The organism is Ollibium composti (assembly GCF_004801285.1).
Lineage (GTDB): Bacteria > Pseudomonadota > Alphaproteobacteria > Rhizobiales > Rhizobiaceae > Mesorhizobium > Mesorhizobium composti.
Genome location: NZ_SSNY01000008.1, coordinates 58385 through 83973 on the forward strand (window position 1 = coordinate 58385; position 25589 = coordinate 83973).

Here is a 25589-nt window from a genome sequence, read left to right on the forward strand (position 1 = left end):
TCGCCGCCCATCAATCGACGCTCTTGTACTTGGCCGCCAGCGCCTTCTCCTTCTCAGGATCGATCCACCACGATTCGATGTCCGGCCCGATATAGGTCGGCTGCTTGTCGGGGATGCCGAACTTGTTCCAGTAGGCCAGCCAGACGTCCGGCCGGGTGAACTGCGGCACGACATAGAAATTCCACAACAGAACGCGGTCCAGCGCATGGGTGGCCGCTGTCAGCTCGTCACGGCTCCTGGCGAAGATCACCTTGTCGACGAGCGCATCGACGACCGGGTCCTTGATCCCTTCGTAATTGCGCGACCCGGGCGAATCGGCCGCCTTCGAGGACCAGAAGTCGCGCTGCTCATTGCCGGGCGAATCCGACTGCGGCAGCACTACCGTGGTCATGTCGAAATCGAAGTCGTTGAGGCGATTGACGTATTGCGACTGGTCGACGAAGCGCAGCGTGGCGTCGATGCCGATCTTCCTGAGCATGGTGACGTAGGGCATCATCGTCGCTTCCGCGCCCTGCCGGAAGTCGAGGATCTCGAAGCGGAACGGCGCACCGGTCTTGGCATTCACCATCTTGCTGCCCTTGATCACCCAGCCGGCCGAGGCCAGCAGGTCGACGGATTGCTTGAGGATCTTGCGTTCGGCCTGAGGCTTGTCGAAGGCGGGCAGGCTCCATTCCTGCGTGAACAGTTCCGGCGGCAGCTTGTCCTTGTACTGGTTCAGAAGCTCCAGTTCCTCGCCCTGCGGCAGGCCGCTGGAGGCAAGGTCGCTGCCCATGAAATAGCTGGTGATACGGGTGTTCAGGCCGAAGGACTGCGTGCGGTTGATGGTGTCGAAGTCGTAGAGATAGGACAGCGCCTGGCGCACGCGCCGGTCCTGGAACAGGGGCCGGCGCGTGTTCATGGCGAAGCCCTGCATGTTGGCGCGCGATTGCGCCTTGAATTCCTTCTTGATGACGTCACCGGCCTTGATCGCCGGGAAATCGTATTTGGTCATCCAGCCGCGGCCGCTGTTTTCGGGATTGATGTCCTGCCAGCCGCCCTTGATGAAGGCCAGCCATTCGGCACTCTCGTCGAGGAAATAGGTGTAGCGGCGGGTATCGAAATTCTCGCGGCCGACTTTGACCGGCAGCTTGGCCCCCCAGTAGTCCGGCACGCGCTCCCAGATGATCTCGGAGCCCGGCTTGAAGCTCTTGATCTTGTAAGCGGCGGAGCCGAGCGGTATTTCCAGCGTCGGCTTGGTGATATCGCGCTTCTTGCCGCTGGCGTCGGTGCCTTCCCACCAGTGCTTCGGCAGCACGACGAGGTCGCCGAGGATGTTCGGCAGTTCGCGGTTGCCCTTCTGGTTGAAGCGGAACTCGACCTCGCGGTCCGAAACCGCCACCGCCTCGGTGACGTTCTCGAAATAGCGGTTGTACATCGGGCTGTTGGCCTTCAGCACGTTGAAGGACCAGACCACGTCGTCCACCGTGATCGGCTGGCCGTCGTGCCAGCGGGCGGCGGGATTCAACCGGTAGGTGACGGAGGAATAATCGGCGGGGAACTTGTAGGCCTCCGCCACCAGCGGGTGGTAGACGCTGCCCTCGTCGATCGCCTGCTCCATCAGCGTATCGTAGAGCAGTCCGCCGCCGAACTGGGAAAAACCGGCGGCGGGGGAGCCCTGGACGACATAGGGGTTGAAGCTGTCGAAAGTGCCGACCACGGTGGAATTCAGCGTGCCGCCCTTCGGCGCATCGGGGTTCACGTAGTCGTAACGCTGGAAGTTGTCACCGTACTTGGATTCGCGGATCAGCCAGCCCGAGGTGCGCCATTCGTCGGCGGAAGCGGCGGCCGCAACGCCGAGCAGGAAAACGACGGCGAGGCCCGCCAGCGCGGGAAACGTCTTCGGTATCGCCTTCATCCTGCTCCTCGTCCCGTGGCCGATTGCAACAATCTAGTCCATCCGGCGCATGTGGAAACCGCATCAGGGCGTTTTGCGGCGCCTTATGCGCGTTTTCTAACAGAAAAGCCGGGACGAACCCGGCTTTTTCAAGAATTCAGCTCTGACAAATACGTTATTGCGCGGGCGCCGGCGCCGGTTCGGCGGGCTTCTCACCCTCTGCCGGAGCCGCAGGCTTTTCCTCGGCCGGCTTCGTCTCGGCAGGCGCCGCACCTTCAGCCGGCTTGGAAGCATCGGCAGCCGGTGCCGCAGCGGCCTCCGGCAGCGGCTTCGGGCTATCCGACAGCGTGCGCAGATAGGCGAGCAGATCGGCGCGGTCCTCGTCCTTCTTGAGGCCGGCGAAACCCATCGCCGTGCCCTTTACGAAAGCCTTCGGCGACAAAAGGAAATGATAGAGATTGTCGTAGGTCCACTTCTCCGAACCGCCCTTGGAGAATTCCTTCATGCCGGCCGAATAGGAGAACCCTTCATGCTCGGCAACCGGGCGGTCGACGATGTCCCACAGGTCGGGGCCGACCTTGTTCGGGCCGCCCTTCTCGCCGGAATGGCAGGCTTCGCACTTCTTGAAGATGGCGGCGCCCTTGTCGGCGCTAGCCGCCGGCAGCAGTTCGGCGACAGGCTTCGGGCCAGCGGCCTCGCCACCAGCAGCGCCGCCGGCAGGCTCTTCAGTGGCCTCGATGACAAAGCCCGGCTTCTCGGGAGAAGGCGAGGCGAACAGGGCGTCGGACACCAGACCGACCGAGAAAACCACGAAAACGGTTCCCAGCAGGCCGCCGATCACCTTGTTGATCTCGAAAGAGTCCATGCACCCCATCTCCCTTGTCCGGCGGGACCGAATCCGTCCATCCGTCCGTCGGTATCGCGGCCGCGCGCAAGGCGGCCAAATCGGGCGGAAACTAGGTCTTTTGCTTGGGCGTTGCAACACCTATAAGAGCGCAGCCAGTGAGACTTTTTGACACTTTCCACGCTCTTCTTCGACGCCCTAGCCAACCATGTCCACACTTCTTCTCATCCCGGCCCGCATGGCCTCGACGCGCCTGCCGGGCAAGCCGCTCGCCGATATAGCCGGCGCCCCGATGATCGTGCATGTGGCGCGCCGCGCCGCAGAAAGCGATCTCGGGCGCGTCGTGGTGGCCACCGACACGAAGGCGGTCGCCGAGGCTGTGCGCGCGCACGGCTTCGAGGCCGTGATGACGCGCGCCGACCACCAGTCGGGCTCCGACCGCATCTTCGAGGCGCTGACAACGCTCGATCCGGCCGGCCAAGTGGAGACGATCGTCAATGTGCAGGGTGACCTGCCGACCGTCGAGCCTGCCGTCATCAAGGCGGCGCTGAAGCCGTTCGAGGAAGCGGTCGTAGACATCGCCACGCTCGGCGTCGAGATCATCGACGAAGACGAGAAAACCAACCCGAACGTGGTCAAGATCGTCGGTTCGCCGCTTTCGCCCACCCGGCTGAAGGCGCTCTACTTCACCCGCGCCACCGCGCCGTGGGGTGACGGGCCGCTCTATCATCACATCGGCCTCTACGCCTATCGCCGCGCAGCGCTGGAGCGATTCGTCGCTCTCAAGCAGTCGCCGCTGGAGACGCGCGAGCGGCTGGAACAGTTGCGCGCGCTGGAGGCCGGCATGCGCATAGACGCCGAGATCGTGCGCTCGGTGCCGTTGGGCGTAGACACCCCGCAGGACCTCGAGCGGGCCCGCCAGATTCTTTCAAACTGAGACGAGACGATGCCGGAAAAGACCAACAGGATTTCCTTTCAGGGCGAGCCGGGAGCCAACTCCGACAGCGCCTGCCGCGACATGTATCCCGGCATGGAACCCCTGCCCTGCCCCACCTTCGAGGAAGCCTTCAACGCGGTCGAGACGGGCAAGGCGGATCTGGCAATGATACCGATCGAGAACACCATCGCCGGCCGCGTCGCCGACATCCATCATCTCCTGCCCGAATCGAAGCTGCACATCGTCGGCGAATATTTCATGCCGATCCACTTTCAGCTCATGGTGCTGCCGGGCGTGAAGCGCGACGAGATCAAGACCGTGCACAGCCACATCCACGCGCTCGGCCAATGCCGCAAATACATTCGCAGGAACGGCTGGAAGCCGGTCATCGCCGGCGATACGGCAGGTGCGGCGAAGCTGGTTTCGGAGGAAAAGCAGCGTTCCATGGCGGCGCTGTCGCCGGCGCTCGCCGCCAAGCTCTACGGGCTGGACGTCATCGAGGAGAACGTCGAGGACATCGAAAGCAACACCACCCGCTTCGTCGTGCTGACCAAGTCCAAACAGTGGGTCGAGCGGCCGACGCCGGACGCCCGGATGATGACGACCTTCCTCTTCCGCGTGCGCAACGTGCCGGCGGCGCTCTACAAGGCGATGGGCGGCTTCGCCACCAACGGCGTCAACATGACCAAGCTGGAGAGCTACCAGCTCGGCGCCTTCACCGCGACCCAGTTCTATGCCGACATCGAAGGCCACCCGGACGATCCGGGGGTGAAGAACGCGCTGGAGGAACTGCGCTTCTTCACGCGAGAGGTGCGCATCGTCGGCGTCTACCCGCGCGCGGATTCGCGCGAGCAGTGGAAGCTGGCGGACTGACCCCCTCAGGACTGGCGCCGCTCACTCCGCGACGGTGATGCCGAGCAGTGCCTGCAGGGCGAACAGGACGGCCAGCGAGCCGACGAACATGCCGACGAACACGGCCGTGGCGATCGCCGCGCCCTTGCCGACGGCGGCGTTGGTCATGCGCCAGGTGAAGACCATGGTCAGCAGGAACAGGGCGAGCGACAGCAGGACGGCGAACTGGTCGGTCGCCGGCGCGACCAGCCTGACCAGCGCAGCCGGCAGCATGATCCAGGCGACGATGGCCGAGGCCCAGTTGCTGGCCACGACATAGTGCACGAAGCGGTCGCCGATGCCGACGCGCCGGCCGAGGAAGGCCAGCCCGCACAGCGGCAGCACCCAGGTTCCGAGGTCCACCACCGCCAGCCGCAGCACCATGGAAAGGCGCGAGGCCACCGCGTCCGGATCGCCGATCTCGCCGGCGACCCCGACCCAGCCGACAGCCATGGCCGGAAGGGCGACGACGATGGCGAAGAAGGAATTCCAGAAGCCGTCGGCGGAAAGATCGAGCAGGCGCAGGCCGTCGGCCTTGCCCAGCATCAGCCGCCACGCCCCCGAAAGGGAGGCCGATATGTCCTGCCCCGACAGCATGGCGCCGCTACCCGAACCAGTCCTCGAGGAAACGCTGGTATATCTGCGTCAGCGTCTCGAGATCGGCAAGGGCGACGCGCTCGTCAACCATGTGCATGGTCTTGCCGACAAGGCCGAACTCGACGACCGGGCAATAGTCCTTGATGAAACGCGCATCGGAAGTGCCGCCGGACGTGGACAGTTCCGGCGTCGCGCCGACCACCGCGTGCACCGATCCCGACAGCGCATCGACCAGCCTGTCGTCGCGGGTGAGGAAGACATGGCTCGGCCCGTCCTTCCAGACAAGATCATAGTCCACCGGCTCCTTGCGACCCTTGCGGTAAGTCTTGCGCCGCGAGGCAGCGTCGAGGCGGTTGTGGATTTCCGCCTGCAGGCTCTCCGCCGTCCAGGTGTCGTTGAAGCGGATGTTGAAAGTGGCGGTCGCTTTCGCCGGGATGACGTTGGTGGCCGGGTTGCCGACGTCGACGGAGGTCACCTCCAGATTGGTCGGCTGAAAATCCTTGGTCCCCTCGTCGAAAGCCGGGACGAGCAGGGCATCGACCAGCGCCATCAGGCCGCGCACCGGATTGTCGGCCAGATGCGGATAGGCGGCGTGGCCCTGCCTGCCGTTGACGGTGACAACCCCGGACAGTGAACCGCGGCGGCCGATCTTGATCATGTCGCCGAGTTTGTCCGGATTGGTCGGCTCGCCGACGAGCGCCGCGTCCCACGTCTCGCCGCGCCCGGCGGCCCATTCGAGCAGCTTGACGGTGCCGTTGATCGCCGGTCCTTCCTCGTCGCCAGTGATCAGCAGCGAGACGGACCCTTTCAGCGCGCCATTCTTCTCGACATGGCGGGCGACAGCGGCGACGAAGCAGGCGATGCCGCCCTTCATGTCGACGGCGCCGCGGCCGTACATTTCGCCCTTGGCGACCTCTGCGGCAAAGGGCGGATGTGTCCAGGCCGCCTCGTCGCCAACCGGCACGACGTCGGTATGGCCGGCGAACATCAGGTGCGGGCCGTTGCCGGAGCGTCGGGCATAGAGGTTTTCGATGTCCGGCGTGCCTCCTTCGGAAAAGACCGGCCGCTCGACGGCGAAGCCCAGAGGCACCAGCATGGCCTGAAGCGCCGCCAGCGCGCCGCCTTCGGCGGGCGTCACCGACGGACAGCGGATGAGGGCGGCGAGGTTCTCGGCGGGATCAACGGGCAGCGTCATGGGCGAAGGGTTAGAACAAAGCGCGCGACCTGTCACGATGGGCTGTTGGGCCAGCATGACCCTGCCGACAGTCCGGCCGCGATTGTGTATCGTCGCCGGCCATGGAGGCACGGAAGATCGACATGGACGCCCATATCGTCGTCGCCGGCGCGGGCGGAATAGGCTGCTATGTCGGCGGCTGTCTTGCCCTTGCCGGACGAAAGGTAACGTTCCTGGCCCGGCCGCGAATCGGGCAGGCATTGCGCGAGAACGGGCTGCGCATCTCCGACCTCGACGGCCACGACCGCCTGCTGGCGCCCGATGCCGTCGATGCGAGCGCGGACCCGGCTGTGCTGGCCGGGGCCGATGTCGTGCTGGTCACCGTCAAGAGCGGGGCGACGGAAGAGATGGGCAAGCTGGTCGCTGCGCATGCGCGGCCCGACGCCATCGTCGTCAGCCTGCAGAACGGCGTCGACAATGCAGACCGCATCAGGAGCCTGACCGCTCCCCGTCCGGTCCTTGCCGGAATGGTGCCGTTCAACGTGGTGCAATCCAGCGAGGGCGAACGCCCGCTCCGCATGCACCGGGCCAGCGAGGGAACGGTGCTGGTCGGCGCCGGCGTGCCGGGACTGGCTGAACTGCTGTCAGTCGAAGGCTGCGTGAGCGCGGCTCACGCCGATATCGAGGACGTTTTGTGGGGCAAGCTGCTCTTCAATCTCAACAACGCTCTCGTGGCGCTGTCGGACCTGCCGCTCGCGGCCGAACTGGCCGACCGGCGCTGGCGGCTCGTGCTGGCCCGCCAGATGGACGAGGCGCTGACGGCCATGAAAGCGTCCGGCATCCGGCCGGTGGCAGCGGCAGGCGGTGCGCCCCCTGCCCTTTTGCCGTCCATCCTGCGCCTGCCCGACTGGCTGTTCGCGCTGCTCGTCCGGCGCATGCTGGCGATCGACGGGAAAGCCCGGTCTTCGATGTGGGACGATCTCCAACGCGGCCGGCCAACCGAGGTCGATGCCTTGCAAGGAGCCGTGCTCAGGCTGGCAAAACGGGCCGGCACGGCGGCACCGACCATCGAACGCACCATCGCGCTTGTCCGCGCCGCCGAGCGGGCCGGGTCCGGCGCGCCGCGACTTGCTCCGGACGCTTTCGACTGATGCTCAGGCCGGCGCGTTGGTGCGGGAACCGTAGCGATTCGGCCTCGGATCGCCCGGAAACAGGCACAGCACGAGGAACGCGACGATGGAAACCACCGGCACGAACAGGACGAACGCCATCATGCCGGGCTTGCCGAGATCGTGCAGGCGCTTGATGGCCAGCGCCACGTTCGACCATAGCGAGCCGAGGAAGGCCACCATGAACAGCAGCGCCCATGTCTCGCTTTCGGCCGTGCCCTCCGGCACCAGCGTGAAGCGATAGAGCGGGAAAGCCTGCGCGATGGCGACCAGCAGGCCGCCAAGAAAATAGGCCGCGCGACTGACGCGGCCCGAGGTCCTGAAGAAAAGCCAGGAGAGTTGGATTCGATCAGACAAGGCTGGCCATTTTCCGCTGGAGAAACGCTGCCGTCACAGAGGCGGCTGCGCGTATCCCCGCTGCTGTTGCGAAAGACCGTCCCGAATCTGGCCGAGGCGGTCGAACATCCCGAAGATCACGATATAGAGTTCGCACATCACCCGCCACAAGAGCAGGCCCAGCACCGATCCGACGAGCGACAAGAGGCCGGCGCCGAGCGACCCGGAGAGCAGGCCCATGAAGAAGCTGGCGACGCCGAACACAAGCAGGACGGCGATGCCCAGCCAGTAGACGATCTTGATGACGCTCGGCGTTATGAGTTTCTCGAAACTGAAAAAATCGCTTAGCTGCATTGTTCCCTCTCACAATTCGAAGCGGCGGCAGCTTGCTTGCGCCGACTTCGAGGGTCAATCCCGCAGAAGTTCGTTGATCGAAGTCTTGGAGCGGGTTTTCGCGTCGACCCGCTTGACGATGACGGCGCAGTAGAGGCTCGGCCCCGGCTCGCCATTCGGCAAGGGCTTGCCGGGCAGCGAACCCGCCACGACCACGGAATTGGCCGGCACCTCGCCGTAGAAGACCTCGCCGGTGGCGCGGTCGACGATCTTTGTCGACTGGCCAATGAAGACGCCCATGCCGAGCACCGAGCCCTCGCGCACGATGCAGCCTTCCACCACCTCCGAACGCGCGCCGATGAAGCAGTTGTCCTCGATGATGGTGGGACCTGCCTGCATCGGCTCCAGCACGCCGCCGATGCCGACGCCGCCCGAGAGGTGCACGTTCTTGCCGATCTGGGCGCACGAACCGACCGAGGCCCAGGTGTCCACCATCGTTCCCGAATCGACATAGGCGCCGACATTGACGAAGGACGGCATCAGCACCACGCCCGGCGCCACATAGGCCGCGCGGCGCACCACCGCCGAGGGGACGGCCCGAAAGCCGGCCTTCTCGAAGTCCATCGCTCCCCAGCCCTCGAACTTCGAGGCCACCTTGTCCCACCAAACGGCGTTGCCGGGGCCGCCGGCGATGACCTCCATCGGATTCAGCCGGAAGGACAGAAGCACGGCCTTCTTCAGCCACTGGTTGACGTGCCACTTGCCGTCGGCCTGCCGTTCGGCAACGCGCGCGACGCCTTTGTCGAGCAGGTCGAGCGCCGTTTCAATGGCATCGCGCACCTCGCCGCGCGTGGCGGTCGAGACGCCTTCGCGCTCCTCGAAAGCCTTGTCGATGGTCGTTTCGAGGCTGGCCAGGTCTGGCTTCGACATGATCTCTCCGTTACCAAGCTGTTAAGGGGCGGCTCTTAACCTGTCTGAAAGGCGGGCGGACCCTATTTGAAGGCAGTATGGGGGTCAATCGCGACGGCGTCACGGGACGGCGTCGGCAGAGCAGATTTGGGGATAAGCGACATGGATCCGATGGAACCGACGGGCTGGACGCCTCTGCCGCACTCCGGCGAGGATCTGGAGCGAGTCAAGAGCGTGCCGGACACGCCGCAGACGCGCGCCGCCACCTACCGTCTGGCCTGGAACGACGAAGACTTCATGACGCGGCGCGAGCTGCGTCCGGTGCGCCTCCAGCTCGAACTGCTGAAGCCCGAGATGATTCTCGCCGAGCGCGGCATCCGCTCGACCGTCATCCTGTTCGGCGGCGCGCGCCTGCCCGAACCGGGCGGTGCCGCCTGGGCGGCCAAGAACGAGACGCAGAAGAAGAACCTCGAGGCCAACAGCAAATATTACGACGAGGCGCGCAAGTTCGCGCGGCTGTGCTCGCAGCATTCCGCCACGTCCTACTATCGCGAGTTCGTCGTGGTGACCGGCGGCGGACCGGGCGTGATGGAGGCCGGCAACCGCGGCGCCGACGACGTCGGCGCGCCTTCCATAGGCCTCAACATCGTGCTGCCGCATGAGCAGGCGCCGAACGCCTATGTGACGCCGGAACTGTGCTTCAACTTCCACTACTTCGCCATCCGCAAGATGCACTTCGTCATGCGCGCCAAGGCCGTCGCCGTCTTCCCCGGCGGCTTCGGCACGATGGACGAGTTCTTCGAGACGCTGACGCTGATCCAGACCGGACGTATGGAACGCGTGCCGGTCATTTTGTTCGGCCGTTCCTTCTGGGAAAAGGCGCTCGACCTCGACTTCCTCGCCGAGCAAGGCACCATCACCCCCGGCGACCAGGACATTATCGACTACGCCGAGACGGCTGACGAAGCGTGGGAGATCATCAAGCGCTTCTACAAACTGTAGAACCGTCCTGCTCTTCCGCTTCGAGCGGTCGCGGCCGGTGCACGAGGCTGACCAGCACGAAGGAAATGATCATCAGCAGGAACCAGGAGCCGAGCTTGGCTATCGAAACCGGCGTCCAGCCGTCCGCCTGGTCCGGATAGAGCCAGGCGCGCGACCATGTACCGACGTTCTCGGCAAACCAGATGAACAGCGCTACCAGGAGGAAGCCGACCAGCAGCGGCATCCGATGCCGGAAGCGGAAGACGCGGTAATGAACGACCGTGCGCCAGTAGAGCAGCACCGTTGCCGCGAACAGGCCATAGCGCAGGTCGACGATGAAATGGTGAGCGAAGAAGTTTCCATAGATCGCCGCGCACAGTACGACCGTCGTCCATAGCGGTGGGTAGTTCGAATAACGCATGTCGAAGATGCGGCCGATACGGGCGAGATAGGAGCCAACGGCGGCATACATGAAGCCGGAAAACAGCGGCACGCCGCCGACGCGGAAGAAACTCTCCTCCGGATAGATCCACGATCCCGCCGACGTCTTGAACACCTCCATGACGGTTCCGACGATGTGGAAGACCAGGATGACCTTGGCTTCCGCCGTGGTCTCGAGGCGGAAGAGCAGCATGGCAAGCTGGATTGCCAGTGCCGCCAGGAAGAGAAAGTCGTAGCGGGCCAGCGCCGCGTGATCCGGCCACAGGAAGCGCGTGACGAGGATGAGGCCGAGCATCGCGCCGCCAAACAGGCAGGCCCAGCCCTGTTTCAGGCCGAAGACGAGGAATTCGATGGCAGCTGCCGAGATGCCATTCGCCGGCAGCCGGTCGAGCACCCGATGGGCAGCCGCATCGATGGCCGCCTCGACCGAAGTAAAACGCCTCAAACGGGCGCGCCCACGATGGCAGTGAGGAAGCCGGACAGATCGTCGGTGACGAAATCGACGACGTCGTCGTTGTCCGGATCGCGTTCCCATATTTCGGAAAAGGTCGGCTCGAAATTGCGCGGCACGATCAGGACCGTCGTCATGCCCAGCGCCTTGGGCACGGCGAGATTGCGGGCGAGATCCTCGAACATCACCGTGTTGTAACCGGTGACCGCATGGAGGGCCGCGAACTTCTCGTAAGTCTGGCGCGCCGGCTTCGGCGTCAGGCCGGCGGCGACGATGTCGAAGATGGCGTCGAAATGATCGAGGATTCCGAGCTGCCTTGCGGCGCGCTCGGCGTGGCCGCGGTCGCCGTTGGTAAAGATGAACTTGCGCCCCGGCAGCTGGCGGATGGCGGCGCCGAGGGTAGGATCGGGCACCAGCCAGGAATAGTCGATGTCGTGCACCTTTTGCAGGAAATCGTCGGGATCGATGCCGTGGCGCGCCATCAGCCCGCTCAGCGTCGTGCCGTACTCAAGATAGAGCTCCTTCTGCAGCCTGCGCGCGTCCTCGCGCGACAGTGAGAGCAGTTCCGAGACATAGGCCGTCATCTTCACGTCGATCTGCGAAAACAGGTTCGAGTGATGCGGATAGAGGGTGTTGTCGAGATCGAACACCCAGTCGGTGACGTGGGAGAAGCGGGCGGGATCGGGAAACTCGGTCATGGACTGCTTATGGCACGAAACTGCCTTCTGGACAGCGGGCATTATCCACAACCTTTGCGAGCGGACTTAGGCAAAATTGGCGCGGTCGTTCAAATTTTATCCATCGCCGAAAGCCGGTCTTCAGACCCCCAATGCGAAGCGGGCGGCAAGGAGGACCTGCGGATGATTCGGATTGCCCTGCGCGCCACTGCCGTAACCATCGCCGCCATCGCCATCTCGGTGTCGATCTGCGGATTCGTCCTGTCGTCCCTCGGCGGCCGGCTCGACGGCGTGGCCCTGTGGCTGTGCATCGCCTGCCCTCTCATCACGGCCTGGCCGGTGAGTGCGCTCATGTTCAGCCAGAGCGCGCGCCTCAAGGCGGCCCATCGCGACCTCGCCCGCGCGCACGCCCAGCTCGCGGCGGCGCATCGACGGCTGGCCGAAAAGGCCCGGCGCGACGACATGACAGGCATGCTCAACCGGGAAAGCTTCTTTGCCATGCTTGAACGATCGCGCCGCAAAGCGGACCGTGGCGCGCTGCTGATCATCGACGCCGATCATTTCAAGTCGATCAACGACAATTTCGGCCACCTCACCGGTGACGAGGCGTTGCTGCTGATTGCCGCGGCGATCAAGCGCGGCGTGCGCGCCGGCGACGTACTCGGCCGCATCGGCGGCGAGGAATTCTGCGCTTTCCTGCCCGGCACGGACGAACGGGAAGCCAGCCAGATCGCGGAGCGCATCCGCCGCGAAGTCGAAGCCATCCGCTTCCAACCGGACGGCGAGCAGGCCATCCCGCTCACCGTCAGCATCGGCGGCGCGCTTTGTCCCCAGGGAGCGAAGATACCGGACCTGATGCGCAGCGCCGACCGCCGACTCTACGAGGCAAAGCACAGCGGCCGGAATCTGGTGATCGTCGAGGCCGTGCCGAAGGCGGCTTGAACCCTCCCGCCGGCTATCGAGGCAACGTTGCGTCTTGCCCCTCCAGGGCTTATAGTCAGATTGTCGAAACATTTGAAAAATTGATATTTCCGCCATGGAAGTAAGACTATCCGGCGAAGTGCGCGACGGTCTGCTGGACGCCATCGAACATGCCATCATGCGCTGGCAAGACGAGACGCAGGCCTATGACGATGCCGTTGGCGAGATGAGCGGCCTCAGCCTGGGCGAACGGCGTTGCGTCAGCATGCTCTACAACGGGCCGCAGACGGCCGGCACGCTGGCAACGGTGTCGGGCCTTACACCAGCAGCCGTCACCGCGCTGACAGACCGGCTCGAGGCGCGCGGCCTGGTGAGACGCAAGCGCGATCCCGACGACCGGCGCAAGGTGATCGTCGAGGCGACGGAAGACACGCAACGGCTGTGCGAGCGCTACTATGGCGATCTCGCCCGCGAGGGCCGGCGGCGCCTGCAGGCCTTCAGCGACGTCGAACTCGGCACGGTCCTGGAATTCCTGACCTCGGCTGCCGATCTCCAGCGCGAACAGCTTGCGCGGCTGCATCCCAAGGGACGTGCCCTCAGGGCATAGCGGCGGCCGGCCGAAACTTCACACGATAGCGGGGTCGAGCGCCGGCTTTTCCTTCCAGCGTCCGACGATGGCCGTAAGGTCGGCCTTGCCGAAGGCATCCTTCAGGGCATCGAAGGACGGCAGCACGAAATAGGCGCGCTGGAATTTGTCGATCTCGTAGCCGGTGCGCATCACCGTCTCCAGGTCGAAGGGCACATGATGGGCATCCGCGCCTTCGACGGCGAACTGAAGCTCGGTAAAGGAAGACATCAGCCCAGCGCCGAAAGCCTTCAGCGGCTGGCCCGGTTCCTGCATCAGCCCGTATTCGGCCGTGTACCAGTAGAGCCGGGTAATCATCTCGTCGCCTCCCAGCGCGATCGCATCGCCGGCCTTGTCGCCATACATCTGCATGAAATCGGCAAAGACCGGCTGGGTCAGGATCGGCACGTGGCCGAAGAAATCGTGGAACATGTCCGGCTCGACGATGTAGTCGAGCTCTTCCTTCGTCCGCAGCCAGTTGGTGACGGGAAAACGACGGTTGGCGAGATGATCGAAGAAGGGTGCGGCCGGGATCAGGCCGGGCACGGCGACGATCTCCCAACCCGTCAGTTTCCGCAACTTGCCGCTCACCTCGCCGAAATCGGGAATGCGGTCGAGCAGGCCGAGCGCATCGATGCCGTCCAGGTAGGACTTATGCGCCAGCCAGCGCGTCAGCCTGGTCTGGCGATCGCACAGCGTGCGCCACACGTCCTGCTCTTCGGCGCTGTAGTCGTATCCTTGCGCCACCGTGAAATCGGAACGGCAGACGGCGTAGTTGCCGCGCAACCCCTGCGCGGCGCATTCACGGGCATAGTCGGCGACGCTGATCGACATGGCTTCCTCCTCGCGGGTCGTTCTGATCGGTGCAAGGAGGATAGCGCGGCGAGGCGAGGCAAACCTGCCTCAGTTCTGGCGCGAAGGAGGTTATCGAGTTAGAATCCACTAGAAACAGCTTTTCTGGAGGTTGAATTGCCTCAATTCGATGCTTTCGAGATCAAGATGCTCGATACCCTTCAGCGTGACGGCCGCAAGCCGATATCGGAACTGGCACAGGAAATCGGCCTCTCCACGACACCGTGCGCGCGGCGTTTCGAGGCCTTGCAGCGAAGCGGCGTCATCAAGGGTTTTTCAGTCCAACTCAGCCGCCGCGCGCTGGGGCTTGCGGTGGAGGTGTTCGTCCAGGTCCGGCTCACCAGCCACAGCGACGAGTCGCCGGAAATCTTCATCAACGCGGTGCAGCGCATGGACGAGGTCTCGGCCTGCTGGACGATGACCGGCGACCACGATTTCCTGCTGCACGTCATGGTGCCTTCGGTGGACGAATTGAATACCTTCGTCATGCACCGGTTGATGCGCTTGAAGGGTGTGCGCGACGTGCACACGCAACTGGTTCTACAAAACATCAAGGGCCCCGGCCATGTGCCGCTGGGCCATTTGCGGGGCTGATTATTCGGCGGCGGCTTTCGCCTTCGGGCGGGTTTGGTCGCCGCGCCCAGCCAGAAGGCCTTCAACCGAGATATCCTCGTCGAGTTCCTCCCAATGCAGGCCGCGCGTGCTGATTTCGACATCCGCGCGCTGTTCGGGACTGGCATGGAGCAGTCGCGGGAACCACGCGAGCGGCACACCAAGGCGGCGGCCGTCCGACAGGTCGACCCACATGCTGTCCTCGTCGAAGCCGACGGCTTTCGCCTTAACCAAAATGCTCATCCCAAGCTACCGCGATCTCGTCGCGGTGTTGTTCTATGATGCCGGTCAGTTCACGCAGGACCCGTGCGCTATACCCGTCATTATAGGCTACCACAACGTCCGGCCACAGCCAAAACTTCGCGTCAATGCCATCCTTCAGCACATGGACGTGCTGTGGCTCACGCGGATCGCCTTCGTTGGAATAGAAATGAAAGCGATAACCGTTACGCCGGAAAACGACAGGCACGCTGATCGTGCCTCACGGCACGATCAGCGTGCCGGCGCCATGCTCGGTGAAAAGTTCCAGCAGCACGGCGTGCGGCGTCTTGCCGTTCAGGATGACGACGCCCTCGACGCCACGGTCGATGGCCTCGATGCAGGTTTCGACCTTGGGGATCATGCCGCCAGAGATCGTGCCGTCGGCGATCAGCGCGCGCGCCTGAGCCACCGTCAGCTCGTCGATCAGCTTCTTGTCCTTGTCGAGCACGCCCGGCACGTCCGTCAAAAACAGCAAGCGCTTCGCGCCGAGCGCGCCGGCGATGGCCCCGGCGAAGGTGTCGGCGTTGATGTTGTAGGTGTGGCCGTCGCGGCCGGGCGCCACCGGCGCCAGCACGGGGATCATCTCCGAGCGGGCGAGCAGGTCGAGCAAGGTGCGGTCCACCTCCACCGGTTCGCCGACAAAGCCGAGGTCGAGCACGCGCTCGATGTTGCTGTCGGGGTCCCGGACGCGCTTCTGGGCCTTCTCGGCGAACACCATGTTGCCGTCCTTGCCGCACAGGCCGATTGCCCATTCGCCCTCGGCATTGATGAGGGCGACGATCTCCTTGTTGATGGAGCCGGCCAGAACCATCTCGACGATCTCGACGGTCTTGGCGTCGGTGACGCGCAGACCGCCCTCGAACTTCGATTCGATGCCCATCTTGTCCAGCATGGCGCCGATCTGCGGCCCGCCGCCGTGGACGACGATCGGGTTGACGCCGGACTGCTTGAGCAGCGCGATGTCGCGGGCGAAGGCCTTGCCGAGGTCGGCGTTGCCCATGGCGTGGCCGCCGTATTTGACCACCACGGTCTTGTTCTCGTAGCGCTGCATGTAAGGCAGGGCGGCCGAAAGCAGCGCGGCCTGCGCCTCGGCGGTGGCGGCAATGTCCGTCATGGCAAACGTCCCGATTGGCTGGGGGAGGATGGCGCGGTCATACCGGCAAATCCCGGCGAGGGCAACCGATCCCGGCGCCATCGGGTCTTGTCTTTGCATTGCCTGCGGCGTCATCTGCCAGCGACGGAGCTTCAAACATGACCACAGGCGATTTCGACGCGAGAACCCACTGGCAGGAGGTCTATGCGACGAAGCCGGTCACCGGCGTAAGCTGGTATCAGGAAGAGCCGGCGCCCTCGCTGGACCTGTTGAAAGAAGCCGGCGCGACGTCCGACAGCGCGGTCATCGACATCGGCGGCGGCGCTTCGGTTCTGGTCGACCGGCTGCTGGCGCTCGGCTACGGCGACCTCACAGTCCTCGACATATCGGAGGTGGCGCTGGCCTCGGCAAGGAAACGCACGGGCCCCGAGGCCGACCGCATCGACTGGATCGTGACCGACGTCAGGAAATGGCAGCCTGCCCGCACCTACGACATCTGGCACGACCGCGCCGCCTTTCATTTCCTGGCCGATGCCGAAGACCGGAAAGCCTATGTGGAACGTCTACATTCGGCGCTGCGCAAAGGCGGGCACGCCATCATCGGCACCTTCGCGCCGGACGGACCGGAGCGATGCAGCGGCCTGCGGGTCTGCCGCCACGATGCCGAAAGCCTCGCTATGACACTGGGGGTAGGTTTCCGCCTCGTCGACAGCCGCCGCCATGAACACGCGACGCCTTGGGGCGCGATACAGCGCTTTCATTCGGCACTTTCCGCAAGGAGACGTAACAAACGCCCGTCCTGCCGCGAATGTGAAGAACAGCCGGTCGCCCTCACCCGCAATTGATTTCCCCGCGAACCGGGAAACTGGCAAGAAACGACAGGAAGGATCGAACCGATGAACCGCCGCAACTTTCTTCTGAACGGTGCCGCCGGCATCGCCTTCGTGGCCGGTGGCGTTTCGCTGCTGCGCATGGGGCGTCCCGAGCCCGCCCGCGCCGCCACGGCCGAAACGTTCGAAGTGACCAAGACCGACGCCGAATGGAAGGCGCAATTGACGCCGGCGCAGTATGACGTGCTCAGGCACGAAGGCACCGAATATCCCGGCTCCAGCCCGCTGCTCGAAGAGCATCGCAAGGGCGTGTTCGCCTGTGCCGGCTGCGACCTGCCGGTCTATTCCTCCGACAAGAAATTCGAATCCGGCACCGGCTGGCCGAGCTTCTGGCAGGAGATCCCCAAGGCTGTAGGCGAGCGCAAGGACACGACGCTCGGCATGGTGCGCACGGAAGTGCATTGCCGGCGCTGTGGCGGCCACCTCGGCCACGTCTTCAACGACGGTCCGCCGCCGACCGGGCTTCGCCACTGCATCAACGGCGTGGCGCTCACCTTCAAGCCGGCGACCGCCTGATCCTATTCGTGCCCGTATTGCAGCGCCTGCGTGTCGATCTCCGGCTCGCGGCCAGCGACGAGGTCCGCCAGCACCTTTCCCGAACCGCAGGACGTGGTCCAGCCGAGATGGCCGTGGCCGGTGTTCAGGTAGAGGTTACGATAGCGCGCACGGCCGATGACGGGAACCGAACTCGGCATCATCGGCCTCAAACCGGCCCAAAGCTCGGCCTTCTTCTCGTCGAAGGAGCCGGGGAACAGGTCATGCGCGGCCCGAAAGATCGAGGCGAAATCGCGCGGCTTCCAGTTGCGGTCGAAGCCGGTGAACTCGGCGGTGGACGAAACCCTCAGCCGGTCGCCCAGGCGCGAATAGCCGATCAGGCTGTCCTCATCGGCACCACCCATGGTCGGCCCCTTAGACGGGTCTTCGAGCGGAACGGTCATGGCATACCCCTTCACCGGATAGACCGGCAGGTCGAGACCATGGCGACGGCCGAGCAGGCCGCTCTCCGGCCCCATGCAAAGCACAACGGCGTCCGCCTCCAGCGGCCCGGACGAGGTGCGCACGGCACGTACCCGGTCTCCCTCGGTGTCCAATGCCTCGACCGTGGTGCCGAAGCGGAAGACGACGCCGAGTTTGTCCGCCGCGTAGGCCGCGAGGCGCTCGGTGAACTGGCGCGAATCGCCCGTCTGGTCGACCGGCGAATAGATGCCGCCGGCGATCTTGTCCTTCACCGCCGCCAGCCCCGGCTCGATCTCTGCGATGCGGTCGCGGCCGACGATCTCGATGGGCAGGCCATGTTCGCCGAGGAAGCGATAGTTGGCCGAGCCCGTGTCGAAGCTCCGTTGGGAGCGGAAGAAATAGAAGATGCCGCGCTTGCGCTCGTCGTAGCCGATGCCGGCCTCGGCCGACAGTTCGTTGATGCAGTCGCGCGCATAGAGCGCCAATCTGAGCTTGGCGAGACTGTTGGCACGCAGGCGCGGTGTCGTGCATTGGCGCAGGAAGCGCAGGCTCCAGAGGTAGAAATAGGGATCAGCTCGCAGCCTGACGCGGATACCTAGATTGTGGTTGAAGATGCCGCGGAAGAACGTCTTCAGCGCTTCCGGCGAAGCCCAGGCCGTCGCGTCGCCTGGCGAGACGAGGCCGGCATTGCAATAGGAGGTGCCGCGCGCCACCTGATCGTGCCGCTCGACGACCGTCACCTCGTGACCGTCCCTGGCGAGATACGCGGCCGCCGCCGTGCCGACGACACCGGCGCCCAGAACCAGAATTCTCATGCAATCCTCACGCAAGATCATGCGCGGCCCACCGGCACGCCGACAATCCCATAGCGTGTCTTAATCGCCGTTTCGAGCCTCGGCGGCTGGTCCAGCCGCTGGATTTTAGCCGCATTTGTGCGACGCCAGACGATTCCGTCCGGCTGCAAAGTGCTTCAGAAAATCAGGCTCGGGCGGAGTTCCTGGTCGTCAGCGCGCGCTCCCAGTTCAGCGCGTCCTTGACGATCAGGTCGAGATCGTCGCGTTGCGGCTTCCAGCCGAATTCGCGGCGGGCAAGATCGGAATTGGCGACCACGGCGGTCGCGTCGCCCGGCCGCCGCTCGCCCATGCGGACGTCGAAATCGCGGCCGAAGACGCGGCGCACGGCCTCGATCACCTCCAGCACCGAATAGCCGTGGCTGTAACCGCAATTGGCGATCAGGCTCTCCCCGCCGGCGCGCAGGCGCTGCAGGGCAAGCCTGTGAGCAGCGGCGAGATCGCTGACATGGATATAGTCGCGGATGCAGGTGCCGTCCGGCGTCGCATAGTCGGTGCCGTACACCTGCATGAACGGCCGCTTGCCGAGCGCCGTCTCCGAAGCGACCTTGATGAGATGGGTGGCGCCCGGCGTCGACTGGCCGGTGCGGCCTTTCGGATCGGCGCCGGCGACGTTGAAATAGCGCAGCGCCGTGTAGCGCAGATCGTGCGCGGCGGCGGCGTCGCGCAGCATCCACTCGCTCATCAGTTTGGACAGGCCGTATGGCGATTCCGGCGCCAGCCGCGCGTCCTCGCGCACCGGCTCCATCCCGGCGCCGCCATAGACGGCAGCAGTGGAGGAGAAGATGAAGTTCTTCACGCCCTGCCGCACCGCCGTCTCGATCAGGGTGCGGGTCTTGCAGGTGTTGTTCTCGTAATAGGCGAGCGGATCGGCCATCGATTCCGGCACGATGATCGAGCCGGCGAAGTGGATCACGGCATCGACGCCGTTCTCGCGCATCACCGTGGAGACAAGGTCCCTGTCGGCGACGTCGCCAACGACCAGCCTGGCTTCCGGCGCCACCGCCCAGTCGAAACCGGTGGACAGGCGGTCGATGACGACGACCTCCTCGCCGGCATCCAGCAACTCCCAGACCATGTGGCTGCCGATATAGCCGGCGCCGCCCGTCACAAGAACCGCCATCTGGACCTCTTTGCTCGCGTGAAAACTGTATCAAGCCGTTCGCCGCTGTCCTCCTAGCGCAAAAGCCTTAAGAAGCGGTGGTAACATTGCGCTGCATCCGGAAGCATCGTCGTGAAACCCAGTTGCCGGAAAGCCTGCAATAAGCGCCCCGCCGGCGTCGTTATCACCTGTGGCAGGCGTGGCATTTTGACCGAAAGCGCGGAATGGACGACGGCCGGCCCCATGCTTATGATCCCGCGCAAACTTGGGAAGACGACATGAACTATCAGCGGTTCTTCGAGGATGCTATCGACCAGCTCCACGCGGAGCGGCGCTACCGGGTCTTCGCCGACCTGGAGCGCATCGTCGGCCAGTTTCCCCGCGCACTGTGGCGGGCCAACGGCCGGACGCAGGAAATCACCGTTTGGTGCTCCAACGATTATCTCGGTATGGGCCAGCATCCCGATGTCGTGGCGGCCATGCAGCAGGCGGCCGGCGGCATGGGCACCGGCGCCGGCGGCACCCGCAACATTTCCGGTACCAGCAATCCGCTGGTGCAACTGGAAACCGAACTGGCCGACCTGCACGGCAAGGAGGCGGGGCTGGTCTTTACCTCCGGCTTCATCTCCAACGAGGCGGCGATCTCCACCATCGCCCGGCTCCTGCCCAACTGTCTCATCATCTCGGACGAACTGAATCACGCCTCGATGATCGAAGGCGTGCGCCGTTCCGGGGCCGAGAAGAAAATTTTCCGCCACAACGACGTGACGCATCTGGAAAGCATCCTGCAGACTGCGGGCCGCGAGCGCGCCAAGCTGATCGTCTTCGAGAGCGTCTATTCGATGGACGGCGACATCGCGCCGATCGCGCAGATCGCCGACCTTGCCGACAAATACAACGCCATGACCTACATCGACGAGGTGCATGCGGTCGGCATGTACGGCCCGCACGGCGGCGGCATCACCGAGCGCGAGGGGCTGGCGCACCGCATCGACGTCATCGAAGGCACGCTTGCCAAAGCGTTCGGCACGCTGGGCGGCTACATCACCGGCACGCAGAGCGTCATCGACGCCGTGCGCTCCTATGCGCCGGGCTTCATCTTCACCACGGCGCTGCCGCCGGCTGTCGCCGCAGCCGCCACCGCCGCCATCCGCCATCTCAAGGCCTCGCAGGTCGAACGCGAAGCGCAGCAGCGCCAGGCCCGGCGCACCAAGGACGTGCTTGCCGGCGCCGGCCTGCCGGTGATGGACACGCCGACACATATCGTGCCGGTGCTCGTCGGCGACCCGGAATTGTGCAAGATGGCCAGCGACCGCCTGCTCGGCGTGCATGGCATCTATATCCAGCCGATCAACTATCCGACGGTGCCGCGCGGCACGGAGCGGCTGCGCATCACGCCAAGCCCCTTCCACACCGACGCGCTGATCGCCGAGCTTCAGGCCGCTCTGGTCGAGACCTGGGACGCACTGGGCATTCCCTACGCCGCCGCCGGCCGCCCTGCCGTCGCCGAGAGCGAGCGCATCATTCCGCTTTTGGTGCCGACGTCCGGCGGCTGACACGCCGGCTTTGCCCACAATCAGGCGGCGCTTCACCAACGCGACAACAAAAACCCCGGCCGTAGCGGACCGGGGTTTTCTGTTCGGATCGCGAGGTGCCGCCGATCAGGCGCGCTTGGCCAGCAAATCGCGAATCTCGGTGAGCAATGCAACGTCGGCCGGCGGCGGTGCGGCTGCAGGCGCCGGCTTTTCGCGCTCGAGACGGCGGCGCATGTTGTTCACCGCCTTGACCATGATGAAGATGATCCAGGCGAGGATGAGGAAGTTGAGAACCACGGTGATGAAGCTGCCATAGGCGAAGACGGCACCCTGCTTCCTGGCTTCCGCCAGCGTGGTGGCAGTGACGGTCGAGCTTAATCCGAAGAAATAGTCGTTGAAGTCGAGCCCGCCGAAGATGGCGCCGACAATCGGCATGATGATGTCGTTGACCAGCGAATCGACGATCTTCCCGAAAGCTGCGCCGATGATCACGCCGACGGCGAGATCCATCACATTGCCTTTGGAAATGAATTCCTGAAACTCTTTGAGCATGCGGTCCTCCGTATCCCCTTGCTTTCGTCTGCTGCCGCCCCATTCGTACGCATCCGGCAGCAACGCCGCCGCACAATAGCAAAAAGCGGACGCCGCACCATCGGCAAAAGGTCATGCCGATTTTGATTATCCTACGCTAATATTTACGCCCCAGCGCCGGCGCGCGACCACGCCCAAGGTCGCGATAGACTCGCCCGCCCCGCTGTGATTGCCTGCAGGACAAGGGAGGTTCTTGCGGCGTGCAAGGCTGGTTCATCGTCTTCATCGCACTGCTCTACGTCACGCTGTTGTTCGGCGTGGCGAGCCTCGGCGACCGCCGCTCGGCCGTGCATGGGCCGGGCAAGGCGCGCCCCTTCATCTATGCGCTCAGCCTCGCCATCTACTGCACGTCGTGGACCTTCTTCGGCTCGGTCGGCCTCGCCTCCGAGCGCGGGCTCGAATATCTCGGTATCTATATCGGCCCGGCAGCGGTCTTCCTGTTCGGCTTCCCGCTGCTGAGGCGCATCGTCAGGCTCGCCAAGGCCGAAAAGATCACTTCGGTCGCCGATTTCCTCGCCGCACGCTACGGCAAGAGCTCGGCCGTGGCGGCCATCGCGACGCTGATCGCCACCATCGGTGCGGTTCCCTATATCGCCCTCCAGCTCAAGGCGATCTCCGGCTCGGTGAGCCTTATGGTCGAGCACTATACCGGCTCGCCGCCGTCCTTCGACCCGTTCGTCAGCGACATATCGCTGATCGTCGCCATGCTGCTCGCCCTGTTCGCGGTGTTGTTCGGGACGCGTCACGCCGACGCCACCGAACACCAGGACGGGCTGGTTCTGGCGGTCGCGGTGGAATCGGTGGTGAAGCTGGCGGCATTCGTCGCCATCGGCCTGATGGTGACGTTCGCCGTCTTCGGCGGGCCGGGCGACATGATCGGAACGCTGGCGGCGGACCCGCAGGCGCGCCGCGCGATAGGCACCGGCACGTCGCTCGCCACGTGGCTGGTGCTCGGCGGGCTGTCCGGCTTTGCCATGCTGATGCTGCCGCGCCAGTTCTATGTCGCCATCGTGGAGAACCGTTCGGAGGCGGAATTGCGCACCGCCACCTGGGTCTTCCCGCTCTATCTCGTCGCCATCAACCTCTTCGTGCTGCCGATCGCGCTGACCGGGCTGGCGCAAGTCGGCGCCGGCACCAGCAGCGATCTCTACGTCCTGTCGCTGCCGCTGCTTTCCGGCCATGACGCGCTTGCCATCGTCGCCTTCGTCGGCGGCTTGTCCGCCGCCACCGCCATGGTCATCGTCGAAAGCGTGGCGCTGGCGATCATGATCTCCAACGACCTCGTCATCCCGCTGTTCGTGCGCCGCGTCATCAAGACGGCGGCTTCGGAGAGCGGCGACTGGTCGACGCTGATCCTCAACGTCAGGCGCGCCTCGATCTTCGCGATGCTGTTCATCGCCTTCCTCTACTACCGCGCCAGCACCGACAGCGTCCGGCTCTCCTCCATCGGCCTGATGTCGTTCGCCGCCATCGCCCAGTTCGCGCCGGCATTGATCGGCGGGCTGATCTGGCGCGGCGCCAATGCGCGTGGAGCGGCCCTCGGCATGACGGCCGGCTTCCTGGTGTGGGGCTATACGCTTCTGTTCCCCTCGCTCGCCGCGCCCGACAACACCGTCGTCGCGAACGGCCTGTTCGGCTGGGCCGCCCTGAAGCCCCAGGCATTGTTCGGGACGCTCGCCGAACCGCTGAACCACGGCGTGCTGTGGAGCCTGTCGATCAACATCCTTTTCTACGTGCTGGGTTCGCTGTCGCGCGCCGCGGCGCCGCTGGAGCGCATACAGGCCGCCATCTTCGTGCCGCGCGAAGCGAGCCCGATGCCTTCGCTCAGGCGCTTCCGCACCGCCACCACCGTCAACGATCTCAAGGATACCATCTCGCGCTATCTCGGCGTCGAGCGCACCGAGCGCTCTTTCCAGAGCTTCGCCAGCGACGGCGGCATCGCGCTGCACGGCAACGAGCCGGCGAGCATGGACGTGATGCGCTTTTCCGAACAGTTGCTGGCGAGCGCGGTCGGTTCGTCGACGGCGCGGCTGGTGCTGTCGCTGCTCATCAGGCGCAACGACCGCGAGACCAAGGACACGCTGCGGCTGCTCGACGACGCGACGGAAGCGCTCCAGCACAATCGCGACCTTCTGCAGATCGCGCTCGACCAGATGGAACAAGGCATCACCGTCTTCGACAAGGATTTCCGGCTGACCTGCTGGAACCGGCAGTACCGCGCGCTGTTCGACCTGCCCGACGAGATGGGACAGGTCGGCGTCTCGCTCGACCATGTTTTGCGCCATCTGGCGGCGCGCGGCGACATCGCCCCCGACCAGCATGTCGGCATCCTCAACCGCTTTACCGCCTTTGACGGCCCCTGGCAGATGACGCTCACAACCAGCGGCCGCACCCTGGAGCTGCGCTCGAATCCGATGCCGGACGGCGGTATCGTCGCCACCTATGCCGATATCTCGCCGCGCGTGGCGGCAGAGGAGGCATTGAAACGCGTCAACGAATCGCTTGAGCAGCGGGTGGCGCGCCGCACCGCCGAACTGACCAACGTGAACGAGGAACTGGCGCAGGCGCAGATGCTGGCTGAGGAAGCCAATCTCGGCAAGACGCGCTTCCTCGCCGCCGCCGGCCACGACATCCTGCAGCCGCTCAACGCTGCCCGGCTCTATTGCGCCTCGCTGATCGAGAAAGCCGGCAAGGGACCGGCCGGGCAGGCCGCGGCCAACATCGAATCCTCGCTGGAATCGGTGGAGACGATCCTGGGCGCGGTCCTCGACATTTCCCGGCTCGACGCGGGCGCGCTGAAGCCGGAGGAGACGACGTTCCGGCTGGACGGGCTGTTGAAGCAGATCGGCACGGATTTCCGCCCGATGGCGGCGGGCAAGAAGCTCGAACTCGTCATCGTGCCGTCTTCGCTCAGCGTCGCCACCGACCGCAACCTCCTCAGGCGGCTGATCCAGAACCTCGTCTCCAACGCGATCAAGTATACGCGAAGCGGCCGTATCCTTGTCGGGGTGCGGCGGCGCGGATCCCTTGCCGAAGTGCAGGTGATCGACACCGGCATCGGCATAGCCGGCGACAAGCTCGGCACGGTCTTTCGCGAGTTCACCCGCCTGGACGAGGGGGCGCGCGAAGCGAGCGGCCTGGGGTTGGGCCTGTCCATCGTCGACCGCATCGCGCGCGTGCTGAGGCTGGAAATCCGCATCTTCTCGCTGCCGGGCAAGGGCACCCGCTTTTCCGTGCTGATGCCGGTGACGGCGCAGGTCACGGACGACGAAGCGAAGGCAGCATCCCGGTCGCGCCCCGCCAGTTCACTCGCCGGGCTCAAGGTCACCTGCATCGACAACGATGCGCGCATCCTGGAAGGCATGCGGCTGTTGCTGGAGGGCTGGGGATGCAACGTGACGACGCTTTCAGGCTCGCGCGGGATCGGCGCCGGCCTGAAGCGCCCGGATATCGTGCTGGCCGACTACCATCTCGACGGCGAGACCGGGCTGCACGCCATCGCGGCGATCCGCGCGCTGCACGGCGAGCAGGTTCCGGCCGTGCTGATCACCGCGGACCGGACGGGCGAGGTGCGTGCCGCCGCGGCGGAACTGGACGTGCCGGTGGTCAACAAGCCGCTCAAGCCGGCGGTGCTGCGTACGATGATGGCGCGCGTTCGCCCTCTCGCATCGGCGGCGGAATAGGCT

27 protein-coding genes are annotated in these 25589 nt (G+C 64.9%); 11 read left to right on the forward strand and 16 right to left on the reverse strand.

All coding sequences use genetic code 11. From position 1 onward, the window contains the following. Positions 1-10: 10 nt before the first annotated feature. Both E6C48_RS14290 and E6C48_RS14295 read right to left on the reverse strand, forming a co-directional pair. A complete protein-coding gene (locus tag E6C48_RS14290) occupies positions 11-1894 on the reverse strand; it encodes an extracellular solute-binding protein (RefSeq protein WP_136358334.1) in 1884 nt (627 codons plus the stop codon). Between the two features lie 154 nt (positions 1895-2048). Next, complete coding sequence (locus E6C48_RS14295; RefSeq protein WP_136358336.1) at positions 2049-2738, reverse strand: c-type cytochrome; 690 nt, start codon at positions 2736-2738, stop codon at positions 2049-2051. A 187-nt stretch (positions 2739-2925) separates the two neighbouring features. On the opposite strand from E6C48_RS14295, the gene E6C48_RS14300 reads away from it, so the two are divergent. Both E6C48_RS14300 and E6C48_RS14305 read left to right on the forward strand, forming a co-directional pair. Further along, positions 2926-3654: a 3-deoxy-manno-octulosonate cytidylyltransferase gene (locus E6C48_RS14300; protein WP_136358338.1), complete on the forward strand. Its 729-nt coding sequence runs from the start codon at positions 2926-2928 to the stop codon at positions 3652-3654. Between the two features lie 9 nt (positions 3655-3663). After that, positions 3664-4527, forward strand: coding sequence for a prephenate dehydratase (locus E6C48_RS14305; protein WP_136358340.1), 864 nt, complete (start codon positions 3664-3666; stop codon positions 4525-4527). 21 nt (positions 4528-4548) lie between these two features. Here the strand turns inward: E6C48_RS14305 and E6C48_RS14310 are convergent, their stop codons facing one another. Together E6C48_RS14310 and dapE are read right to left on the reverse strand one after the other, a co-directional pair. Next, positions 4549-5142, reverse strand: a complete 594-nt coding sequence (locus E6C48_RS14310) for a transporter (protein ID WP_136358342.1) — start codon at positions 5140-5142, stop codon at positions 4549-4551. Positions 5143-5149: 7 nt separating this feature from the next. Next, the gene (dapE, locus tag E6C48_RS14315) at positions 5150-6337 is read right to left on the reverse strand and encodes a succinyl-diaminopimelate desuccinylase (protein WP_136358344.1); all 1188 of its coding nucleotides are present in this window, start codon (positions 6335-6337) and stop codon (positions 5150-5152) included. Positions 6338-6459: 122 nt separating this feature from the next. On the opposite strand from dapE, the gene E6C48_RS14320 reads away from it, so the two are divergent. Continuing rightward, a complete protein-coding gene (locus E6C48_RS14320) occupies positions 6460-7467 on the forward strand; it encodes a 2-dehydropantoate 2-reductase (protein ID WP_136358346.1) in 1008 nt (335 codons plus the stop codon). A 3-nt stretch (positions 7468-7470) separates the two neighbouring features. On the opposite strand, the gene E6C48_RS14325 is transcribed toward E6C48_RS14320, so the two are convergent. Genes E6C48_RS14325 through dapD form a run of 3 tightly spaced genes read right to left on the reverse strand, consistent with a single transcriptional unit; the run spans position 7471 to position 9084 of the window. Then, positions 7471-7842 carry a DUF805 domain-containing protein gene (locus E6C48_RS14325; RefSeq protein WP_136358348.1) on the reverse strand — a complete coding sequence of 124 codons (372 nt, stop codon included), beginning with the start codon at positions 7840-7842 and terminating at the stop codon, positions 7471-7473. 33 nt (positions 7843-7875) lie between these two features. Next, entirely contained in the window at positions 7876-8175 is a 300-nt protein-coding gene (locus tag E6C48_RS14330) for a DUF4282 domain-containing protein (protein WP_136358350.1), read from the reverse strand. Between the two features lie 54 nt (positions 8176-8229). Next, positions 8230-9084, reverse strand: coding sequence for a 2,3,4,5-tetrahydropyridine-2,6-dicarboxylate N-succinyltransferase (gene dapD, locus E6C48_RS14335; RefSeq protein WP_136358352.1), 855 nt, complete (start codon positions 9082-9084; stop codon positions 8230-8232). A 141-nt stretch (positions 9085-9225) separates the two neighbouring features. On the opposite strand from dapD, the gene E6C48_RS14340 reads away from it, so the two are divergent. Further along, positions 9226-10065, forward strand: coding sequence for an LOG family protein (locus E6C48_RS14340; protein ID WP_136358354.1), 840 nt, complete (start codon positions 9226-9228; stop codon positions 10063-10065). On the opposite strand, the gene E6C48_RS14345 is transcribed toward E6C48_RS14340, so the two are convergent. Both E6C48_RS14345 and E6C48_RS14350 read right to left on the reverse strand, forming a co-directional pair. After that, complete coding sequence (locus E6C48_RS14345; protein ID WP_230978769.1) at positions 10043-10930, reverse strand: DUF817 domain-containing protein; 888 nt, start codon at positions 10928-10930, stop codon at positions 10043-10045. The genes E6C48_RS14340 and E6C48_RS14345 overlap by 23 nt on opposite strands. Then, complete coding sequence (locus E6C48_RS14350) at positions 10927-11634, reverse strand: pyrimidine 5'-nucleotidase (protein ID WP_136358358.1); 708 nt, start codon at positions 11632-11634, stop codon at positions 10927-10929. Before E6C48_RS14350 ends, E6C48_RS14345 begins: the two co-directional genes overlap by 4 nt. Positions 11635-11796: 162 nt before the next feature. Between E6C48_RS14350 and E6C48_RS14355 the strand changes: the two genes are divergently transcribed. Next, positions 11797-12555: a GGDEF domain-containing protein gene (locus E6C48_RS14355; RefSeq protein ID WP_136358661.1), complete on the forward strand. Its 759-nt coding sequence runs from the start codon at positions 11797-11799 to the stop codon at positions 12553-12555. A gap of 94 nt (positions 12556-12649) precedes the next feature. After that, the gene (locus E6C48_RS14360) at positions 12650-13141 is read left to right on the forward strand and encodes a MarR family winged helix-turn-helix transcriptional regulator (protein ID WP_136358360.1); all 492 of its coding nucleotides are present in this window, start codon (positions 12650-12652) and stop codon (positions 13139-13141) included. 18 nt (positions 13142-13159) lie between these two features. Here E6C48_RS14360 and phhA read toward each other — a convergent pair whose 3' ends face one another. Then, positions 13160-13993 (reverse strand): phenylalanine 4-monooxygenase, encoded by an 834-nt coding sequence (phhA, locus tag E6C48_RS14365; protein WP_136358361.1) that lies wholly within the window; start codon positions 13991-13993, stop codon positions 13160-13162. Between the two features lie 135 nt (positions 13994-14128). On the opposite strand from phhA, the gene E6C48_RS14370 reads away from it, so the two are divergent. Continuing rightward, positions 14129-14605, forward strand: a complete 477-nt coding sequence (locus E6C48_RS14370; RefSeq protein WP_136358363.1) for an Lrp/AsnC family transcriptional regulator — start codon at positions 14129-14131, stop codon at positions 14603-14605. Here E6C48_RS14370 and E6C48_RS14375 read toward each other — a convergent pair whose 3' ends face one another. From E6C48_RS14375 to argB, 3 genes are read right to left on the reverse strand one after another with little or no spacing between them, the layout of a single operon-like run. After that, on the reverse strand, positions 14606-14866 hold the full coding sequence (locus E6C48_RS14375) for a DUF2442 domain-containing protein (RefSeq protein ID WP_136358365.1): 261 nt from the start codon (positions 14864-14866) through the stop codon (positions 14606-14608). Further along, positions 14850-15092, reverse strand: coding sequence for a DUF4160 domain-containing protein (locus tag E6C48_RS14380; RefSeq protein WP_136358367.1), 243 nt, complete (start codon positions 15090-15092; stop codon positions 14850-14852). Before E6C48_RS14380 ends, E6C48_RS14375 begins: the two co-directional genes overlap by 17 nt. Before the next feature lie 12 nt (positions 15093-15104). Further along, positions 15105-15998 (reverse strand): acetylglutamate kinase, encoded by an 894-nt coding sequence (gene argB / locus E6C48_RS14385; protein ID WP_136358369.1) that lies wholly within the window; start codon positions 15996-15998, stop codon positions 15105-15107. A gap of 137 nt (positions 15999-16135) precedes the next feature. On the opposite strand from argB, the gene E6C48_RS14390 reads away from it, so the two are divergent. After that, positions 16136-16822 carry a class I SAM-dependent methyltransferase gene (locus E6C48_RS14390; RefSeq protein WP_136358371.1) on the forward strand — a complete coding sequence of 229 codons (687 nt, stop codon included), beginning with the start codon at positions 16136-16138 and terminating at the stop codon, positions 16820-16822. Between the two features lie 51 nt (positions 16823-16873). Continuing rightward, positions 16874-17383: a peptide-methionine (R)-S-oxide reductase MsrB gene (msrB, locus tag E6C48_RS14395; protein ID WP_136358373.1), complete on the forward strand. Its 510-nt coding sequence runs from the start codon at positions 16874-16876 to the stop codon at positions 17381-17383. A 2-nt stretch (positions 17384-17385) separates the two neighbouring features. On the opposite strand, the gene E6C48_RS14400 is transcribed toward msrB, so the two are convergent. Together E6C48_RS14400 and galE are read right to left on the reverse strand one after the other, a co-directional pair. Beyond that, the gene (locus E6C48_RS14400; protein WP_136358375.1) at positions 17386-18639 is read right to left on the reverse strand and encodes a D-amino acid dehydrogenase; all 1254 of its coding nucleotides are present in this window, start codon (positions 18637-18639) and stop codon (positions 17386-17388) included. A gap of 163 nt (positions 18640-18802) precedes the next feature. After that, a complete protein-coding gene (gene galE, locus E6C48_RS14405) occupies positions 18803-19798 on the reverse strand; it encodes a UDP-glucose 4-epimerase GalE (protein WP_136358377.1) in 996 nt (331 codons plus the stop codon). Between the two features lie 257 nt (positions 19799-20055). On the opposite strand from galE, the gene hemA reads away from it, so the two are divergent. Beyond that, positions 20056-21333, forward strand: coding sequence for a 5-aminolevulinate synthase (gene hemA / locus E6C48_RS14410; RefSeq protein WP_136358379.1), 1278 nt, complete (start codon positions 20056-20058; stop codon positions 21331-21333). Between the two features lie 105 nt (positions 21334-21438). Here hemA and mscL read toward each other — a convergent pair whose 3' ends face one another. Next, a complete protein-coding gene (mscL, locus tag E6C48_RS14415; RefSeq protein WP_136358381.1) occupies positions 21439-21864 on the reverse strand; it encodes a large conductance mechanosensitive channel protein MscL in 426 nt (141 codons plus the stop codon). A gap of 239 nt (positions 21865-22103) precedes the next feature. Here mscL and E6C48_RS14420 point away from each other — a divergent pair, with 239 nt between their 5' ends. Next, positions 22104-25586: a hybrid sensor histidine kinase/response regulator gene (locus E6C48_RS14420; protein WP_136358383.1), complete on the forward strand. Its 3483-nt coding sequence runs from the start codon at positions 22104-22106 to the stop codon at positions 25584-25586. The last annotated feature ends 3 nt before the right edge of the window (positions 25587-25589 follow it).

Excerpts from the sequence above, each read along its gene's own strand:
- E6C48_RS14360 (WP_136358360.1), top strand. The coding sequence starts at position 12,650 with ATGGAAGTAAGACTATCCGGCGAAGTGCGCGACGGTCTGCTGGACGCC.
- E6C48_RS14320 (WP_136358346.1), top strand. The coding sequence starts at position 6,460 with ATGGACGCCCATATCGTCGTCGCCGGCGCGGGCGGAATAGGCTGCTAT.
- argB (WP_136358369.1), bottom strand. The coding sequence starts at position 15,998 with ATGACGGACATTGCCGCCACCGCCGAGGCGCAGGCCGCGCTGCTTTCG.
- hemA (WP_136358379.1), top strand. The coding sequence starts at position 20,056 with ATGAACTATCAGCGGTTCTTCGAGGATGCTATCGACCAGCTCCACGCG.
- E6C48_RS14340 (WP_136358354.1), top strand. The coding sequence starts at position 9,226 with ATGGATCCGATGGAACCGACGGGCTGGACGCCTCTGCCGCACTCCGGC.
- E6C48_RS14400 (WP_136358375.1), bottom strand. The coding sequence starts at position 18,639 with ATGAGAATTCTGGTTCTGGGCGCCGGTGTCGTCGGCACGGCGGCGGCC.
- E6C48_RS14350 (WP_136358358.1), bottom strand. The coding sequence starts at position 11,634 with ATGACCGAGTTTCCCGATCCCGCCCGCTTCTCCCACGTCACCGACTGG.
- E6C48_RS14305 (WP_136358340.1), top strand. The coding sequence starts at position 3,664 with ATGCCGGAAAAGACCAACAGGATTTCCTTTCAGGGCGAGCCGGGAGCC.
- E6C48_RS14355 (WP_136358661.1), top strand. The coding sequence starts at position 11,797 with ATGATTCGGATTGCCCTGCGCGCCACTGCCGTAACCATCGCCGCCATC.
- dapD (WP_136358352.1), bottom strand. The coding sequence starts at position 9,084 with ATGTCGAAGCCAGACCTGGCCAGCCTCGAAACGACCATCGACAAGGCT.
- E6C48_RS14295 (WP_136358336.1), bottom strand. The coding sequence starts at position 2,738 with ATGGACTCTTTCGAGATCAACAAGGTGATCGGCGGCCTGCTGGGAACC.
- E6C48_RS14390 (WP_136358371.1), top strand. The coding sequence starts at position 16,136 with ATGACCACAGGCGATTTCGACGCGAGAACCCACTGGCAGGAGGTCTAT.
- E6C48_RS14375 (WP_136358365.1), bottom strand. The coding sequence starts at position 14,866 with ATGAGCATTTTGGTTAAGGCGAAAGCCGTCGGCTTCGACGAGGACAGC.
- E6C48_RS14300 (WP_136358338.1), top strand. The coding sequence starts at position 2,926 with ATGTCCACACTTCTTCTCATCCCGGCCCGCATGGCCTCGACGCGCCTG.
- msrB (WP_136358373.1), top strand. The coding sequence starts at position 16,874 with ATGAACCGCCGCAACTTTCTTCTGAACGGTGCCGCCGGCATCGCCTTC.
- mscL (WP_136358381.1), bottom strand. The coding sequence starts at position 21,864 with ATGCTCAAAGAGTTTCAGGAATTCATTTCCAAAGGCAATGTGATGGAT.
- E6C48_RS14330 (WP_136358350.1), bottom strand. The coding sequence starts at position 8,175 with ATGCAGCTAAGCGATTTTTTCAGTTTCGAGAAACTCATAACGCCGAGC.
- phhA (WP_136358361.1), bottom strand. The coding sequence starts at position 13,993 with ATGTCGATCAGCGTCGCCGACTATGCCCGTGAATGCGCCGCGCAGGGG.
- galE (WP_136358377.1), bottom strand. The coding sequence starts at position 19,798 with ATGGCGGTTCTTGTGACGGGCGGCGCCGGCTATATCGGCAGCCACATG.
- E6C48_RS14290 (WP_136358334.1), bottom strand. The coding sequence starts at position 1,894 with ATGAAGGCGATACCGAAGACGTTTCCCGCGCTGGCGGGCCTCGCCGTC.
- dapE (WP_136358344.1), bottom strand. The coding sequence starts at position 6,337 with ATGACGCTGCCCGTTGATCCCGCCGAGAACCTCGCCGCCCTCATCCGC.
- E6C48_RS14310 (WP_136358342.1), bottom strand. The coding sequence starts at position 5,142 with ATGCTGTCGGGGCAGGACATATCGGCCTCCCTTTCGGGGGCGTGGCGG.